The organism is Pseudomonas sp. S5D5 (assembly GCF_003013355.1).
Classification (GTDB): domain Bacteria; phylum Pseudomonadota; class Gammaproteobacteria; order Pseudomonadales; family Pseudomonadaceae; genus Aquipseudomonas; species Aquipseudomonas aylmerensis.
In genome coordinates this window covers 4,702,774-4,719,370 of sequence record NZ_PTEO01000001.1, presented here as the reverse complement: position 1 = coordinate 4,719,370, position 16,597 = coordinate 4,702,774, and the positions used below count along the sequence as shown (strand labels likewise).

The 16,597-nt window shown below is 60.6% G+C and carries 16 protein-coding genes; 14 read left to right on the top strand and 2 right to left on the bottom strand.

Translation table 11 applies throughout. The annotated features are described in order from the left end of the window. Position 1: 1 nt before the first annotated feature. A complete protein-coding gene (locus C9990_RS21380) occupies positions 2 to 1,828 on the bottom strand; it encodes a glycoside hydrolase family 15 protein (RefSeq protein WP_106804603.1) in 1,827 nt (608 codons plus the stop codon). Then, positions 1,821 to 2,621, bottom strand: coding sequence for a glucose 1-dehydrogenase (locus tag C9990_RS21375; protein WP_106804602.1), 801 nt, complete (start codon positions 2,619 to 2,621; stop codon positions 1,821 to 1,823). The genes C9990_RS21380 and C9990_RS21375 overlap by 8 nt, the downstream gene beginning before the upstream one ends. Before the next feature lie 254 nt (positions 2,622 to 2,875). Between C9990_RS21375 and C9990_RS21370 the strand changes: the two genes are divergently transcribed. From C9990_RS21370 to C9990_RS32830, 14 genes are all read left to right on the top strand, one after another. Continuing rightward, positions 2,876 to 3,583, top strand: coding sequence for an HAD family phosphatase (locus C9990_RS21370; RefSeq protein ID WP_065907202.1), 708 nt, complete (start codon positions 2,876 to 2,878; stop codon positions 3,581 to 3,583). Between the two features lie 169 nt (positions 3,584 to 3,752). Continuing rightward, on the top strand, positions 3,753 to 4,829 hold the full coding sequence (locus C9990_RS21365; RefSeq protein WP_216864351.1) for a transaldolase family protein: 1,077 nt from the start codon (positions 3,753 to 3,755) through the stop codon (positions 4,827 to 4,829). Further along, positions 4,826 to 5,554 carry a sulfotransferase family protein gene (locus tag C9990_RS21360; protein WP_106804601.1) on the top strand — a complete coding sequence of 243 codons (729 nt, stop codon included), beginning with the start codon at positions 4,826 to 4,828 and terminating at the stop codon, positions 5,552 to 5,554. The genes C9990_RS21365 and C9990_RS21360 overlap by 4 nt, the downstream gene beginning before the upstream one ends. A gap of 10 nt (positions 5,555 to 5,564) precedes the next feature. Further along, positions 5,565 to 6,290: an SDR family NAD(P)-dependent oxidoreductase gene (locus tag C9990_RS21355; RefSeq protein ID WP_106804600.1), complete on the top strand. Its 726-nt coding sequence runs from the start codon at positions 5,565 to 5,567 to the stop codon at positions 6,288 to 6,290. Next, entirely contained in the window at positions 6,287 to 7,423 is a 1,137-nt protein-coding gene (locus C9990_RS21350) for a hypothetical protein (RefSeq protein WP_106804599.1), read from the top strand. Before C9990_RS21355 ends, C9990_RS21350 begins: the two co-directional genes overlap by 4 nt. A gap of 7 nt (positions 7,424 to 7,430) precedes the next feature. Continuing rightward, on the top strand, positions 7,431 to 8,201 hold the full coding sequence (locus C9990_RS21345; protein ID WP_065907189.1) for a bifunctional 2-polyprenyl-6-hydroxyphenol methylase/3-demethylubiquinol 3-O-methyltransferase UbiG: 771 nt from the start codon (positions 7,431 to 7,433) through the stop codon (positions 8,199 to 8,201). Between the two features lie 10 nt (positions 8,202 to 8,211). Next, positions 8,212 to 9,441 (top strand): nitrate/nitrite transporter, encoded by a 1,230-nt coding sequence (locus C9990_RS21340; protein ID WP_106804598.1) that lies wholly within the window; start codon positions 8,212 to 8,214, stop codon positions 9,439 to 9,441. Continuing rightward, on the top strand, positions 9,438 to 10,052 hold the full coding sequence (cysC, locus tag C9990_RS21335) for an adenylyl-sulfate kinase (protein ID WP_065907185.1): 615 nt from the start codon (positions 9,438 to 9,440) through the stop codon (positions 10,050 to 10,052). Before C9990_RS21340 ends, cysC begins: the two co-directional genes overlap by 4 nt. 96 nt (positions 10,053 to 10,148) lie before the next feature. Next, positions 10,149 to 10,793, top strand: coding sequence for a CGNR zinc finger domain-containing protein (locus tag C9990_RS21330; protein WP_065907183.1), 645 nt, complete (start codon positions 10,149 to 10,151; stop codon positions 10,791 to 10,793). A gap of 84 nt (positions 10,794 to 10,877) precedes the next feature. After that, on the top strand, positions 10,878 to 11,378 hold the full coding sequence (locus C9990_RS21325) for a sigma-70 family RNA polymerase sigma factor (RefSeq protein ID WP_065907182.1): 501 nt from the start codon (positions 10,878 to 10,880) through the stop codon (positions 11,376 to 11,378). 31 nt (positions 11,379 to 11,409) lie between these two features. Next, positions 11,410 to 12,384, top strand: coding sequence for a FecR family protein (locus C9990_RS21320; protein WP_106805701.1), 975 nt, complete (start codon positions 11,410 to 11,412; stop codon positions 12,382 to 12,384). Positions 12,385 to 12,481: 97 nt separating this feature from the next. Beyond that, on the top strand, positions 12,482 to 14,887 hold the full coding sequence (locus tag C9990_RS21315; protein WP_106804597.1) for a TonB-dependent receptor: 2,406 nt from the start codon (positions 12,482 to 12,484) through the stop codon (positions 14,885 to 14,887). Between the two features lie 659 nt (positions 14,888 to 15,546). After that, positions 15,547 to 16,074, top strand: a complete 528-nt coding sequence (locus tag C9990_RS32835; protein ID WP_256595131.1) for a hypothetical protein — start codon at positions 15,547 to 15,549, stop codon at positions 16,072 to 16,074. A 59-nt stretch (positions 16,075 to 16,133) separates the two neighbouring features. Beyond that, a complete protein-coding gene (locus C9990_RS32830) occupies positions 16,134 to 16,532 on the top strand; it encodes a type III secretion protein (protein WP_256595130.1) in 399 nt (132 codons plus the stop codon). Positions 16,533 to 16,597: the final 65 nt, after the last annotated feature.

Genomic DNA, 16,597 nt, shown 5'->3' with positions numbered 1-16,597 from the left:
CTCAGGGTTGCCAGGTGGTCTTCTCGCCGCTGAGCTTGCGGTCCAGGAAAGTGGCCGCGCTGATCAACGCCAGATGGCTCAGGGCCTGGGGGGTATTGCCGAGGTGGTGGGCCTGGCTGTCGAACTCTTCGGCGTACAACCCCAGCGGGTTGGCGTAGCGCAGCAGTTGCTCGAACTCCAGGTGGGCCTTCTCCACTTGCCCGGCGCGGGCCAGGCATTCGACGTACCAGAACGAGCAGGCGGCAAACGCGCCTTCGGTGCCTTGCAGGCCGTCGATCTGGCTGTCGTCGTTGCGGTAGCGGTAGACCATGCCATCGCGCACCAGGCTTTTCTGGATGGCTTCCAGGGTCGAGAGCCAGCGCGGGTCGGTGGCGGCGACGAAGCGCACCAGCGGCATCAGCAGCATCGAGCCGTCGAGCGCCGTGCTGCCGATGTGCTGCACGAAGTGTCCGCGTTCCTCGTTCCAGAAGTTGCTCCAGATGTCGGCGTAGATGGCCTGGCGCGTCTGGTCCCAGCGTGCAAACGGCGCCGGCAGCGAGCGCTTGGACGCCAGGCGGATCGCCCGGTCCAGGGCTACCCAGCACATCAGCCGCGAATGCAGGAAGTGATGCTGCTCGCCGCGCATCTCCCAGATGCCCACGTCTTTGCGGTTCCAGATCTCGCAGACCTGATCGGTGACTTCCACCGTGTGTTTCCAGCCCTCGTGGGAGATGGCCTCGCCGTACTTGTTGACCAGGTACACCGCGTCCATCAGTTCGCCATAGATATCCAGCTGGATCTGGTCGACCGCCTCATTGCCGATGCGCACCGGTTTGGCGCCACCGTGGCCGCTCAAATGCTCCAGCTGGGTTTCGGGCAGCTCCTGGCGCCCGTCGATGCCGTAGAGGATATTGATCTTGGTCGGCTGGCCGCAGCAGTCGCTGACCCGGCCTTTGAGCCAACGCATATAGGCGTTGGCTTCTTCGACGAAGCCCAGGCGCATGAAGGCGTAGACGGTGAACGAGGCGTCGCGGATCCAGGTGTAGCGGTAGTCCCAATTGCGCTCGCCGCCTGGGGTTTCCGGCAGTCCGAAGGTCGCGGCGGCAATGATTGCGCCGTGTTTGCGCGAGGTCAGCAGCTTGAGCGCCAGGGCCGAGCGGTTGACCATTTCGCGCCAGCGCCCGCGATAGTTCGACTGCGCGATCCAGCCGCGCCAGAACTTCAAGGTATGGGCCAGTGCAAGGTCTGTGCAGCCGCTGTCCACGCGCTCATCGTCCTGGCCGCCGAGCACGAACTCGGCGCCTTCTTCCTGGCCCAGCTCAAAGTGCGCCACGGCGGCGTCGTTTTCGATCTGCAGCGGGTGGCTGCCGGCCAGGCGCAGGCCTGGCTGGCCATCGGCGGTGAAACACACGGTGCCGTTATCGAGGGCGGCGTGGGTGGACGCGCGCGCGTAATCATGGCGCACGACGCAACGCAGGTGGAGGGTGGCCTTGCCGCTGACCACACGCACGCGGCGGATCAGCAGGGGCAGGTCGTCGATTTCTTCGCTGATGGTCAGCAGGTCGGTGACTTCGACCACGGCTTCGTCGCTGAGCCAGCGGGTTTGCAGCACATTGGTATCAGGCAGGTAGATCTGCTCGCGTCGCGCGTTGGGCAGGTCGGGGGTGAGTTGGAAAATCCCCGCACCGGGGGTGTCCAGCAACGAGCAGAAGATCGACGGGCTGTCGAATTCCGGCCAGCAGAAGAAATCGATGCTGCCTTTGTCATTCACCAGGGCGGCACTGCGCATGTCGCCAATGATGCCGTGGGCATCGATGGCGCTTTGTTGCTCGTCGTTCAAATCAACCATTGCCACGAAACTCCGGATAAAGGCTCATGCCGCCGTCAATAAACAAGGTGCTCCCCACTACATAGTCGGAGGCATCACTGGCCAGCCACACCACCGCGTTGGCCACGTCCTCCACATCGCCGATACGGCCGTAGGGAATCAGCTTCAGCAGCTCCTTCGCTGCCGCGCCTTCAGTGGCGGCGCGGTTGATTGCGGTGCGGATCGCGCCGGGCGCAATGCCGTTGATGCGGATGCGCTGTTCGCTGACTTCCTGGGCGAGGGTGCGCATCAACATTTCCACGCCGCCCTTGGACGCCGCGTAATTCACATGCCCGGCCCAGGGAATGAGCTGGTGCACCGAACTCATGTGGATGATCTTGCCGGCCGCCCGCGACACGCCTTCACGCAGGCCCTGGCGATTGAAGATACGCACGGCCGCGCGTGCACACAGGAACTGCCCGGTGAGGTTGACGCCGATCACGCTGTTCCAGTCGTCCAGGCTCATGTCGACCAGGTTGGCGTCCTTTTGCATACCGGAATTGGCCACCAGGATGTCGAGGTGACCGAAGGCCTCGAGGGTCTGGGCGAATAAACGTTCTACGTCGGCCTCTTTGGACACATCGGCGCCAATGGCAATCGCCCGGCCGCCTTCTGCATTAATCTCGGCCGCCAGGGCTTCGGCCGGTGCGGCCTGGGCGTTGTAATTGAGCACGACGGCGGCGCCGGCCTGGGCCAACGCCTTGGCCGCGCCGGCGCCGATTCCGGAACTGGCGCCTGTCACCAGTGCCACTTGTTGCTCCAACGAGATGTGCATTGCCCACCCGACCTTAAATTCGTGAGTTCAAGTAGCTGACTGACGCCGCGCAACGGAAGTTCATCCGTGTGATTTTAGCGACTACCACCATGGTGATAAATGGAATAAAAGAATAATAAGAAATAACCATAAGATACTAAAAAACCGCTCAAAAGCGTTTGACAGGATTTTTTGTCGCGTGTCTTATAGGCACACCTCAACCCGCTCCGTTGGTAGTTCGGATGTCATCGCGGGGCCACCTATAAGAGAAATGTATGTGCCTGTCGGCCGTTATAGGGGAACTACCAGAGCAGGAAAAACGGGCCGCGTTATTACGCGCTCCCAAGTTGATTATCTTCGATTGCGACGGTGTCTTAGTTCACAGTGAAGAAATCACCCTGTCTGTGTTGATTACCCTGCTGAATGCCCAAGTAACGGGCAGTTTCAAACTGGATGAAGAAACGTATATCGAGCGCTTCCGCGGTCGTCGCATCGCTGAGTGTTTGCGCGAAGCGCAAGGGTTATTAAATATCGAGTTGGACAGTCAGTTCGAAGCACACTTTCGACACCAGGCCCTGGCGGCACTGACACTCAACTTGAAAGCCACTGATGGAATGGTTGAAGTCCTGCAGTCCTTGACGGTGCCTTATTGCGTAGCGTCGAGTGCGCCGCGCAACAAGATAGAACATTGCCTGCGCATTACCGGGCTGTTGCCTTACTTCGAGGGGCGGATATTCAGTTGTTATGAGTTGGGCCGTTGGAAACCCGATCCCCTGGTGTTTTTAACCGCCTGTGCAACTTACAACATTGACACCGCTGACGCCTGGGTAGTTGAAGACAGTGTCACCGGCGTCCAGGCGGCGATGGCTGCGCATATAAAAGTGCTGGGGTTTGGCCCGCCCAGTCGCCACGCGCAGTTGGCAGCGGCCGGGGCATTACCGTTTTCCGATATGCGTGAAGTGTTGTCCCTTATTAATCATTGACCTTACTCAGGGAGGAGGCGTTGTGAGCGTACACGGTTATAGAGAACGGCTTAAGGCCAATGACCCCGGTTCAGAAGTGTGGTGGGATTCATCGCCGGTGGTGTACGCGCCTTTTAAAAGTCACTTGCTGGACAAGTACCCGGCGGCGATTGCGCATATCGAGCAGGTGATGCCCGATGAGTTCTCGCAGGGCAGCGGCTTCAGCAGTGTGACCACCAACCCCCGGCTGGTGACCGCAGCGATTCTCGACAAGCGCGAGTATTGGTCGTCGCGCTTCAACCTGGCGAGCCTGTCGCCCGCAGAATTGCGCAAGAAGCTCTACAACGAAGTGATCGCCGAGGGCGCCGCAGCGCTCCAGGCGCTCTGGGTGCAGTCGGGCCAGGTCGAAGGCTGGATGTGCGCGCAGGTCGACCCGGTGGATGTGCGTTGTATCGAACGCATGACGGCCCGTGGGCTGGAGCTGCAGCAGCTGGCGCCGAACGTGATGGTCAAGGTGCCCGGCAGCCTGGAGGGCATGGCCACCGTCGAATACCTGGTGGCCCGGGGCGGTTCGGTGAATATCACCTTCTGCTTCACGGTCTCGCAGTTCCAGGCCGGCCTGCAGGCCATCGAGCGGGGCATGGCGACCGCACGCAGTCACGGTATCGACACCCGTCATTGCCGGCACGTGATCACCTTCATGATCGGACGGTTTGCCTGTCAGCCCGAATTTGCGTTGCAGGCGGCAGAGCGCGGCCTGGCGTTGAGCCCGGAGGAACTGCGCTGGGCCGAACTGATGGTCTACGAGCAGATCCAGGCGCTGGTCGCGGCGTCGACGGTGCCGGTCAAGACCCTGTTGTCCAGCATCAAGATCGATGTCGACGAGCGCGGCAACAAGCACTGCTGGCATCTGGAAAAAACCGGGCTGAAGGCGACCTGCTACACGCTGACGCCGGACGTGGTGGAGTTTCTGATCGAGCGTGAGAGCCACGGCAAGCCGGTTGTCCCGGCGACGCAGCCGTTGACGCCGCCGGCGTCGATCTTCGCCAAGCTGATCCGGATTCCGTATTTCTGCGAAGCCTATTTCATCGACAGCATCGAAGCGTACGACTTCGGCAACCATGAGGCGTTTATCAACGCCTGCAACGAGGCCAACAGCGCGCATCGGCGGCTGGCCGATTACTGCGTGCGACTCTGCCCGGTGGCGAAGCCGTTCAAGCGGTCGCTCACCGCGCTGCTCGCTGCCGAATTCGGGGTGATCGCATGAACAAGATGATCGGGTTGTGGGCCCACCCACGTTCGCGCTCCACCGTGCTGGAACGGGTGTTCATCGAGCGTGGAGATTTTGAAGTGTTCCACGAGCCTTTTGCGCACATGGCGTTTACCGAGGCATCGGCGATCCCATCGGATGAGTGGGACCACAGTTTGCCCACCACGTACGAGGGCATCAAAGAGCACCTGCTGGCGGCTAAAGAGCGCAGCAACGTGTTTCATAAAGACATGTGCTACCACTGCCTGGATGACTTGAAAGTTGATCTTGGGTTCCTCGCACAACAAGCCAACATTTTTCTTATTCGTGAACCGGCCAGCAGCATTATTTCCCATCATCGCGTCCATCCCGATATGCCTGTCCAGGCCATTGGGCATAAAGCCTTATATGACATCTTTTGCGTGGTCACCAAACTGACCGGAACAGTGCCCTATGTGATCAATGCCGATGATCTGGCGGCTGAGCCGGAACGGGTAATACGCAAACTATGTAATTACCTGGAGATTGAATTCCTGCCTCACGCCATGACGTGGAAACGTGAATGCCCGCCCCAGTGGAAAACCTGGAGAAGTTGGCACGTGGCGGCAGAAAACAGTGAACGGATTATTTCACCGGCTAAACAACAGATTGATATGACAGTACTCGATCAATTTCCGAAGTTGCGGGAGTTGTACGAATACCACCGCACGTTTTATGCGCGCATGAATGAATTTTGCCAATAAGGATTGTGGTATGAAGAAGTTGATTATTACCGGCGCGGCCAATGGCATCGGCCGGGCGACTGTCGAACAGGCGATTAAGGACGGTTACTTCGTTATTGCGGCCGACAAGGATCGACAGGGCCTGGAACGGCTGCAGGGGCTTCATGGCCGCGAGGTCCTGGAGACCCACGTCGCCGACTTCTCCGACCCCGCCGTTATCAAGGGGTTTATCCCCGCGCTGTATGAGCGCCATACAACGATCTACGGGCTGGTCAATAACGCCGGGATCTACCACGGCAAAAGCGTCTACGCCTATTCCGATGAGCAGATCGACGAAATCCTCAATGTGAACCTCAAGGCGCTGGTCTATCTGTCCAAGGATTTTGCCGAGCGCGAGATGAAGCACGAGGCCCCGCGCGCCATCGTCAATATTTCCTCGGTAGCGGGCGAGGTCGGCAGCTGTGACGCACTCTACGGTGCGACCAAGGCCGCGGTCATCGGCCTGACCAAGGCCAATGCCTGGAATTTCGCGCCGTTTGTGCGGGTCAACGCGGTCTCGCCGGCGCTGATCCATGAGACCGCGATCTACGACACCATCCCCGAGTACCGCCGTGTGGAGTACGCACGCCAGGAGATCCTCAAGGATCCCATCCTGCCCAGCGGCGTGGCCGAGGTGATTTTGCTGCTGATCGGTGAGGGCTTCCGGCACATGACCGGCAAGGTCATCCCCGTGGACAACGGAGCCTACCCACGGTGAGCCACTCCCTGCGCAAGAAAAAACTGCTGCTGGTGGGCGCCGGCAACTTGTGCCTGCAGATCCTGAAGATTCTCGGGCCAAAGAACGCCTTCGAATTTGTGGTGCTGGGGCGCAACGAAGAGTCGACTGTCCGGCTGTGCAACCTGGTGGCGCTGTCCTGCGCCCAGTTGGGCCAGTACATCGCAATCAAGCCGGTGATCGCCGACCTGACGGACATCCCCAAGGTGACGCGAGTGCTGCGTGAAGAAGCGCCGGACATGCTGGTGAACTGCGCGTCGTTGCAATCGTGGCGGGTGATTACCGGCTTGCCGAGGTTGTCGTTCGAGCAGCTCGACCAGGCGCAATTCGGTCCCTGGTTGCCTATGCACCTGACGTTGATGCATTGCCTGATGCAGGCGGTAAAAGCCTCCGGCATCTCGGCCAGGACCGTGAATGCGGCCTTCCCCGATGCCGTCAATCCGATTCTGGCCAGGGTCGGCCTGGCGCCGGATATCGGCGTAGGCAACGTGGCCAACCTGATCCCGGCCACGCAGCTTTCCATCGCGCGGTTGCTCGAATGCGCGCCCGCCGACGTGCAGGTGCAGTTGTATACCCAGCACTACTTCAGCCACTACGTGCCGCGCGGTGGGTTGCCGCCGCGTGCCAGCTACCGCTTGTTATACGAGGTGCGCGACCGGCCACCAGTGACGCGCCTGTCAGACACAGAGATCTTCTCCACGGTGAAGTCCGAGTTCCGCCGCCTGGGCGGGATCGATGGGCAGTTCCTGACGGCCTGCTCTGCGGTCACCGTCATTGAGGGCCTGTTTTCCCCCACGCCGGTGTGGGTGCATGCACCGGGCCCACTTGGGCTGCCGGGTGGCTATCCGGTGAAGCTGCACGAGGGGCGGATCGACGTGCAGTTCAGCGAGGCCTGCCCCCAGGACGAGGCGGTGCGCATCAATAGCATCTGCCAGGGCCAGGATGGCATCGACGAAATCCACTGTGACGGATCGGTCACCTACAACCCGCAATGCATGGCCGTCATGCAGGCGCTGCTGGGGTACTCCAAGCAAACCATGTCCATCGAGCAGTCCGCCGACTTTGCCCGGGAATTGGCGAGCAAGTACCTGGCCTTCAAAAATTCAACTTGGTAGGTGTGTGATGAATCAGATGTCAGGGCGCAAACACAGCGAAGTCGCCAGTTATGCCACGCAATACTCCGCAGACTTCGTGGAGCGTTGGGACGAGTTGATCGATTGGGAAAAACGAAAGGCCGGGGAGAGCGGCTTTTTTGAAGAGCTGTTGCGCCAGCACGGTGTGCGCTCGGTGATCGATGTGTCGACGGGCAGCGGCTTCCACGCGGTCCAGCTCAAGGAAGCTGGGTTTGAGGTGGTGGCCACGGACGGCAGCAGCACCATGCTGACCAAGGCGCGGGAAAACTTCCGGCAACGCGGCCTGGAGATCGAATCGCACTACATGGATTGGCTCGCGCTGGATCCTACCGTGCTGGGCAAGTTCGACGCGGTGGTGTGCCTGGGCAGTTCGCTGTGCCACGTCTTTGAAGCCCATGATCGATTGCGGGTGCTGGAGAAGTTCAGGGCACTGCTCAAGCCGGGCGGCCTGCTGATTGTGGATCAGCGGAATTTCTTCGCGATTCGCGCGGGCAACTTCAAGGCCAGCGGCAATTACTACTATTGCGGCACCAACGCCTGCGTGACCCTGGGGCACGTCGATCAACACCTGTGTGAGTTCATCTACACCTTCGATGAGACCGAACAGTATCGCTTGAAGGTGTATCCGTTGTTGCCGGGCAAGTTGGCCACCGAGGTGCTTGCGTCCGGGTTTGGCGCGCATGAGAGCTACGGTGATTTCCAGCGCGACTACGACATGATGACCTGTGATTTTGTCATCCACACCGCGCGCGCCGTCTGAGGGTCAGAGCATGAGTACACTCGTACAGAGCAACCCCCGCACCCTCGACAGTGTGGTGCTGGCGGTGGTGTTGACCGGCTTCGTGGCCAGCACCTATGGGTTCGGCGTCTACCTGTTCGCCAACCTCGTGGTGGACATGCGCCGGGACATCGGCTTCGACTACACCACGGTCGGCGTGATCACCGGCGGCGCGCAGGTCGGCTTCCTGCTGTTTTCCTCGGTCACCAGCTATATCAGCCGGTTTTTCGAGGGCTGGAAAATCAGCCTGGTGTCCACCGTGATGACCTCCCTGGCGTTGCTGGGCTTGAGTATCAGCGACAACATCTGGCTGTCCGGCGCGCTGCTGATTCTGCTCGGTGGCTGTTCCGCCTCGGTGTATATCCCGTTGGCCGAGATCGTCACCAAGGGCTTCAGCCCGGGGAATCGCTCGCGGGTCATGGGGCTGATTTCCAGTGGCACCAGCTACGGGGTGTTTATCAATGGATTGCTGGTCTCGTTTCTCACCTTGAACGGCGGCTGGCGTTCGATCTGGCTCACCGCCGGTCTGATCTCCGTGGCGTTGTGCCTGGTGGCCTGGTTTCTGTTGCGTAACCTGGGGGCGAGCCAGGATGTCGGCTTTGCCGGGGAGCACCCGGCAGTGGCGGGCGGTGATCGGCCCTGGCTGAGTCGTTCGCTATACCTGACCTGGGCCATCGCTTTTCTCAACGGCATGGCACTGTTGCCGTTCCAGACATACCTGGCGCCTTTTCTTCGCGATGAGCTGGGCGTGTCGGTGCAGGATGCCGGGTTTATCTGGACCACCATCGGTGCCGTGGGCATGGCGTCGGGGTTTCTGGTCGGGTGGATCGCCGACAAGGTCGGCGTGCGGGCATCCCTGGCGATGTGCTTTTTGAGCGCGGGGCTTGCCGCCACCCTGGTGTTCAGTTTCAACAGCCTTCCACTGTTCTACCTCGCGGCCTTTTTGTTCGCTTTGGCGTTCTACCCGATCTTCGGGCTTGTCCCCAGTTACATCGGGCAAATCGTCCCGGTCAGTCGCCTGACCCAGGCCTTTGGCATCGCCAATGTCCTGATCGGCCTGGGGGGCGTGTGCGGTAACTTCCTCGGCGGGTTTTCCAAGGACCTGACGGGGTCGTTCTCAAGCGTCTATTGGGTGGTTGCGCTCTTGTTGTTCGCGCAGTGCGTGATGGTGTTCATGTTGGGTAAACAACCTGTTTCGATGACGGCGGGAGAGCAGCCATGAGCTATGTTGCGCAAGGTCCAGGCCAGAACCTGCATGCGTTTGCGTTCAGCCATCTACGCGCCGAACACCCGCGCATGAAGCAAAGGCCGTTGGTCATCTGGATGACCGGCATCTCTGCTTCCGGCAAGTCGACCATTGCCGATGCGCTGGACATTGCCCTGCAGGCCCAGGGGCGATTTACCTGCATCGTTGACGGCGACTCCGTGCGAGGCGGGCTGTGCCGGGACCTGGGATTTACCGACAACGACCGCGAGGAGAATATCCGTCGCGTCGCCGAAGTGGCGCGGCTGATGCTGGAGGCGGGGCTGATCGTGATCGTCGCGCTGATCTCACCCTCGGCGGCGAGCCGGCACTACGCGCGCTCGATCATCGGCAATGAGTCGTTTGTGGAAGTGCATGTGGATGCGCCGTTGGAAACCGCCGAACAACGCGATCCCAAGGGCCTGTATAAAAAGGCCCGCGCCGGGCTGATCAAGAACTTCACCGGTATTGATTCGCGGTATGACCTGCCGATCTTTCCGGAAGTCCACTTGAATACCCAGGCGCTGTCGGTCGAGCAGTCCGTCGAGGCGATCCTCGATTGGGTCGCACGTAACGACGCGCGCACGTAGCCGTTGGTCTTTGCGTCGGTATCACACTGTCAGCCTTTTCAGAAAACAAGGTAATCTGCGGCATCGCCGCAAGACCGCGTTTTCTAAGGAGCAGACATGACGCATTTTACGGGCACTGCAAAATCGATCCGTCTGATTGGCGGGGCCCGGGTGTTGGACTTTATCAATACCACCAATGGCCGGCGTCCCGGCACCACCCTCAAGGTGATCGAAGAGCGGCTGACCAGTTTTCAGTTCTTCTTCGAATGGGCGCTCCATGCCTCGTTGATCTCGGCGCAAGAGTTCGATGACTACAAGCCCATGGTGTTTGAGTCGCCAATTTCCTATCAGCCCGACCTGGACGCGATCATCGCGTTCAGGGAGTGCCTGTACGCCGTGTTCTATCCGTTGTCATTGCAACAGGCCGCGCCCGATGCGCCATTGCAGCAGATCAATCTGGCATTCCAGCAGGGCGTTGCCTGGCGACTGCTGCGCTCGGTGGATGGCAAGCCTGCCTGGGAGTGGAAACCCTGCACCACCGCGCAGGAACTCACCACCATGGTGTTGGGCCGCCTTGCCATCGAGGCCACGCAAATGCTGGTGTCCGGTGATCTTCAGGCATTGAGGAGTTGCACGGCCACCGACTGTGATTGGGTATTCCTGGACATCTCCAAGAACAAACTGCGCAAGTGGTGCCAGATGAGCGTCTGCGGCAGCCGGGAGAAGCTTAGCCGTCTCCGGCAGGTGGCTAGTCAGCCATAGCGAGTGCCACGGGCGACGGGTAGCAATTGCTCGACTTAATAGGAAGCATTACTATTCACGCCCCGCCTCCCCAGTGCTCCCGCGATGATCCCTCAGCCGCCCCGCAGAACAGGCTTTTTCGAACACTACGAAGAGTTGGTCGGGACATGGACGCGCCGCCTGAGAAACCGTCAGCAGGCCGAAGACCTGGCCCATGACACCTTTGTGCGGGTGCTTGAGTCAAAATCTTCCGAGGTCGAGCAACCGCGCGCCTACCTGCACCAGACCGCGCGCAATATTGCAGTGGACGCTTATCGGCGCGAAGACCGTCGCGAAGCCATGGCCCTGCAAACCTGTGATCAGAGCTCGCCCCACAGCGGCGACCCGGAGCATTTCATGCACGCGATCCAGTTGGCGGACTCCATAGAACGGGCCTTGGCCGAGCTGCCCCTCAACTGCCGCAAGATTTTCATCTGGCAGAAAATCGAGGGCCTGACCCAGCAGGAAATCGCCGAACGCCTGGGGTTGTCTAAAAACATGGTGGAAAAGTATATGATCCGCACCCTGCGGCATTTGCGTGACCGCCTGGACGCGATGGCCCCATGACCCACGCCCGCTTTTTACAGGACCTTCCATGATGGATAACGTTGAACGTGCCTGCGGCAGTGAGGAGGCTCGCGATGCAGCTGCGCAATGGTTCGTACGTCTTCAAGACGCCGACCTGAGCCCTGAAGAGCGCCAACGGTTCGACGCCTGGCGCAATGAGCGCGCCGAGCATCAATACGAGTTCGATGTGCTGCAGGGATTGTGGAGCGCCACCGACTTGCTGCCCAGGGCGCGCCTGCAGGCATTGTGCGAAGCACCCGCCGAGCGCCCCAAGCGCCACGCCGTGTTGCGTTATGCGGTGGCGGCCAGTGTGGTCGCCGTCGCCGTGGGGCTGGGGCTGTTCAGCGGCCTCGATCATCCAAAACCCTACACTGCCGAGTTCAGCACCCGCCTGGGTGAGCATCGCCAGGTGGCCTTGCCGGATGGTTCCGTGATGGACCTCAACAGCCGCAGCATCGTCGCCGTGCATTTTGAAAAAGGCCGGCGCGGCGTGGAGCTCAAGCAGGGCGAGGCGATGTTCAGCGTCGAGCACGACACCAGCCGGCCCTTTGTGGTGGCCGCCGGGGCAGGGCAGGTGACGGTCACCGGCACGCGGTTCGATGTGCGTCGCGATGACGACCAGACCCGCGTAGCGGTCGAGGCCGGTACCGTGAAGGTGCAAGGGCAGGCTGCAGACACCGTGGTGACACTGACGGCGGGCCTGGGTACGCATGTCGACCGCAAGGGGCAGGTGGCAACGGCCTACGCGGTGAACGCCGATGAGCTGACAGCCTGGCGTACGGGCAAGCTGGTGTTCAACAACGCCCCGCTGGGCGAAGTCGCACGCGAAGTCTCGCGTTATCGCGAGCAGCCACTGCGGGTCAGCACACCGGCAGTCGGCAACCTGCGCCTGACCAGTGTGTTCAAGGCCAACGACACCGACGCCTTGCTCAAGGCCTTGCCACATATCCTGCCGGTGGCCTTGCGCACCTTGCCGGACGGCAGCCAGGAAATTATTTCACGCTGACATTCAGGTTTTTTCCGAGTTCTTCGTCTTCTCCTGCAACTGCAACTGGTTTGCATTAACAGCCGCGTACTTTTGCGATCACAGGACTAGGTTCGACGTGAAAAAACTTGCCGTGAACAACAATAAAATCTCTCGCTGGGCGCCACTCGCGCTGGCGCTTGCTGTCAGCGCCGCGCTGCCGGCCGCCTACGCCGCCGAGGGCATCCACATCCAGGCCCAGCCCCTGGGCGCAGCGCTGAGCCAACTGGGCCAGCAGACGTCCCTGCAAGTGTTTTTCAGCCCGGACATGGTCGCCGGCAAGCAGGCTCCGGCGGTCGACGGCAACCTTTCCCCTGAACAAGCCTTGCGCCAATTGCTGCAAGGCAGCGGCCTGGACTACCAGATCGACGCCGGTTCCGTGACCTTGCGCCCGTTGAGCAGCGGCACTGGTGAAGCCGGCTCGCCGCTGGAACTGGGCGCCACCGACATCAAGGTGGTCGGTGACTGGCTCGGCGATGCCAACGCCGAAGTGGTGCAGAACCACCCCGGCGCGCGTACGGTGATCCGCCGCGAAGCCATGGTCGAGCAGGGCGCGATGAACGTTGGTGACGTGTTGCGCCGCGTGCCCGGCGTGCAGGTGCAGGAATCCAACGGCACCGGCGGCAGTGATATTTCCCTCAACGTCGGTGTACGTGGCCTGACGTCGCGCCTGTCGCCGCGCTCCACGGTGCTGATCGACGGCGTACCGGCGGCGTTCGCGCCCTATGGCCAGCCGCAGCTGTCGATGGCGCCGATTTCCGCCGGCAACCTGGACAGCATCGACGTGGTGCGCGGCGCCGGTTCCGTACGTTATGGGCCGCAGAACGTCGGCGGCGTGATCAACTTCGTGACCCGCGCGATCCCTGAGAAATTCTCCGGAGAAGTCGGCAGCACCCTGCAAACGTCCGCCCATGGCGGCTGGAAACACATCGATAACGCTTTCATCGGCGGCACCGCCGACAATGGCATCGGCGTGGCATTGCTGTATTCCGGGGTGAATGGCAACGGCTATCGCAACAGCAACAACTCCAATGACATCGACGACGTGATCTTCAAGACCCACTGGGCGCCGACCGATCAAGACGACTTCTCGCTGAACTTCCACTACTACGACGCCAGCGCCGATATGCCCGGCGGCCTGACCCAGAAGCAGTTCGACGCCAACCCGTACCAATCGGTGCGTGACTGGGACAACTTCAGCGGCCGCCGCAAGGACGTGTCCTTCAAGTACATCCGCCAGATCGATGACCGTACCCAAGCCGAAGTCCTCACTTACTATTCCGACAGTTTCCGTGGCAGCAACATCGCCAACCGCGACCTGGGAAGCATCGGCTCGTACCCGCGCACCTACTACACCTTTGGCATCGAGCCGCGGGTGTCTCATGTGTTCGACGTGGGCCCGAGCACCCAGGAAGTCAGCCTGGGTTATCGCTACCTCAAGGAAGGCATGCACGAGCAGGCCACCAGCCTGAAACTGGTCGACAACGTACCGACGCCGGTCGGCTTCAACGATGGCCACGTCTATCAGGATCGCACCGGTGGCACCGAGGCCAATGCTTTCTATATCGACAACAAAATCGATATCGGCAAGTGGACCATCACCCCGGGCATTCGCTTTGAAGACATTCGTACCGAATGGCACGACCGGCCGGTGGTCGGGCTCAAGGGCGAGGCGGTGGCTGAAAAGCGCCGCGAGGTTAACAACAACGAGCCGTTGCCGGCCCTGAGCGTGATGTACCACGTGTCCGATGCCTGGAAACTGTTCGCCAACTACGAAACCTCGTTCGGCAGCCTGCAATACTTCCAGTTGGGCCAGGGGGGCACGGGCGACCAGACCGCCAACGGCCTGAACCCGGAAAAGGCCAAGACCTACGAAGTGGGGACGCGCTACAACGACAACGTGTGGGGCGGCGAGCTGACGTTCTTCTACATCGACTTCTCGGATGAGTTGCAATACGTCAGCAACGACGTGGGCTGGACCAACCTGGGTGCCACCAAGCACACCGGTATCGAAGCGTCGGCCCACTATGACCTGTCGAACCTCGACCCGCGCCTCGACGGCCTGACCGCCAACGCCGGCTTCACCTACACCAAAGCCACCTCGGAAGGTGACGTGCCGTTCAAGGGCCGCGACCTGCCGCTGTACTCCCGTGAAGTGGCGACCCTCGGCCTGCGCTACGACATCAACCACTGGACCCACAACCTGGATGTGTACGCCCAGTCCGGGCAGCGCGCACCGGGGACCACCAGCACCTATATCACCCAGGGCACGGCGGACGGCCAGTACGGTGATATCCCGGGTTATGTCTCGGTCAACGTGCGCAGTGGTTATGACTTCGGCGAGCAATTGTCGAACCTCAAACTGGGCGTCGGCGTGAAGAACGTTTTCGACCAGCAGCACTACACCCGTTCCAGTGATAACAACTCCGGGTTGTACCTGGGCGAGCCACGTACGTTCTTTGTGCAGGCCAGCGTCGGGTTCTGAATCGCATCGATTGGGAAAAATCGCAGCTCCCCGAGGCTGCGATTTTTTTTGCCTGTTTCCTACACCTGCACAGCACATGTTGCCGGTTGATCAGGAACCAATTCCGACATAGCGCCACACATGAGCTAGCTGATGGGCTTCGACATTGTGGTTGGAGCGACAGGCTGAAAATCGCGCCCACCGTAACGGAGAAACCTATGTCGGTATCGATGCTCGATAAACCCACACCTGCTTCATCAGGCCCTGAACTTTCGCAGGCCAAATCCAGCCCCCACGCCAAAGCCCGTGGCCCGGCGCCTGCCGCGCCAACCTTCATGGGGCAAAGCGCTGCAAGCGTCAGCTTCCAGTCTCGAGAAAGCCACGCCGGACCGGTATTCGGCGCGCCTCAGTCGGCCACGGCTACAACGACGTCTGCGGCTGACTCGAGTCGCCATGGCGGCGCAGTGGCGACGTCGAGCGCCTTGGGCCAGATCAAGCATTGGATGGGCCAATGGTTTGGCGGGCATCGTCCCCCCCTGCATCCAGGCTGGGGTAACCCACCACCGAGGCCGCATCCTGGTTGGAGCAATCCACCGCCACGCCCGATGCCGGTCATCAGTAATCCGCCACCCAGGCCTTTCCCCACCGTACCCGGCGGGCCAGGCCTGGACTACTCGTTAATGAGTCGTAATGAGTTGGCTGCACAGTTGAGTGCCAAATACAGCGCCTTCAGGGACCCCAGGAACCCTGGGTATGTCAGCGTTGACAGTATTCGAGCGATGGCCAATAAGGGCTGGTCGCCTAACCCGGCCGTCAACGAGAACATTCGCCTGGCAAAAGCATTGCTACGGGACCCGGGGCTGATGAGTGCGCTTGATCGTCATGGTTCCACCGGTGCACTCGATGGGCTGATCGACCGGACCAGTCTCAACGCCGTCATCAATGGAACCAACTACTTCCAATTCAAGACTGACAAAGACCTGTTCGGTGAAATGCTCGAACACTACAACCAGCTCAAAGGCCGATTCGGGCGAGACCTGACCGTCAGCGATCTGCGAAAACTGGCTGGCCAGACCCCTACCGGCGATTCCCCCAAGGATCACCTCATCCAACTGGCCCAGGAAATGTTCAAGCGTACCAATGCGCTCAACCTGGCGAGCTCCGGTAACCGTATCACCCAGGCCATGCTGCGTTATCTATCCCGCTGACCCATGTCCAGGCGCCGCACGCCGGATGCGGTGCCTGGTTCAATTGTTTCAGGAACTGTTTGCGCCAATTTGCCACACAGGCTGTACCTACCGGTTTCAATCAGGCCGGTCGCTTTCAGATTCACAGTGAGGGCTCGCCAATGACATCAACCTCGTTTCGTTCTCCCCAGCCCGGCTGCCAAGAGCTTTTTCGTACCCCGCCTGCAGAGGCGCTGACGGGGGCAGAAACGGATGCCGCAGCGCGGGATCCCATCATTGCATCGAATGCACACGCGGTCGAAACCCAGCGGATGAAAGCTTTTGTCGACCAGCGCAAATTCCAGGCACCCGTCGCGGATGATTTTTCCAGGGGCATGCAGGTCGAGGAAAAGCGCGCCCATGCTGATGCCTCCTCGCTGAAAAACACCGGCCTGCTCAATAGCCTGGCCGCTTGGTGGCGCAAGCAGAAAACCAGTTGATCTGCCGGGTTGACTGACGCCCCTTCGACGGCTCCTTCCCGATCGTTACAAACAATCAAGTTTTA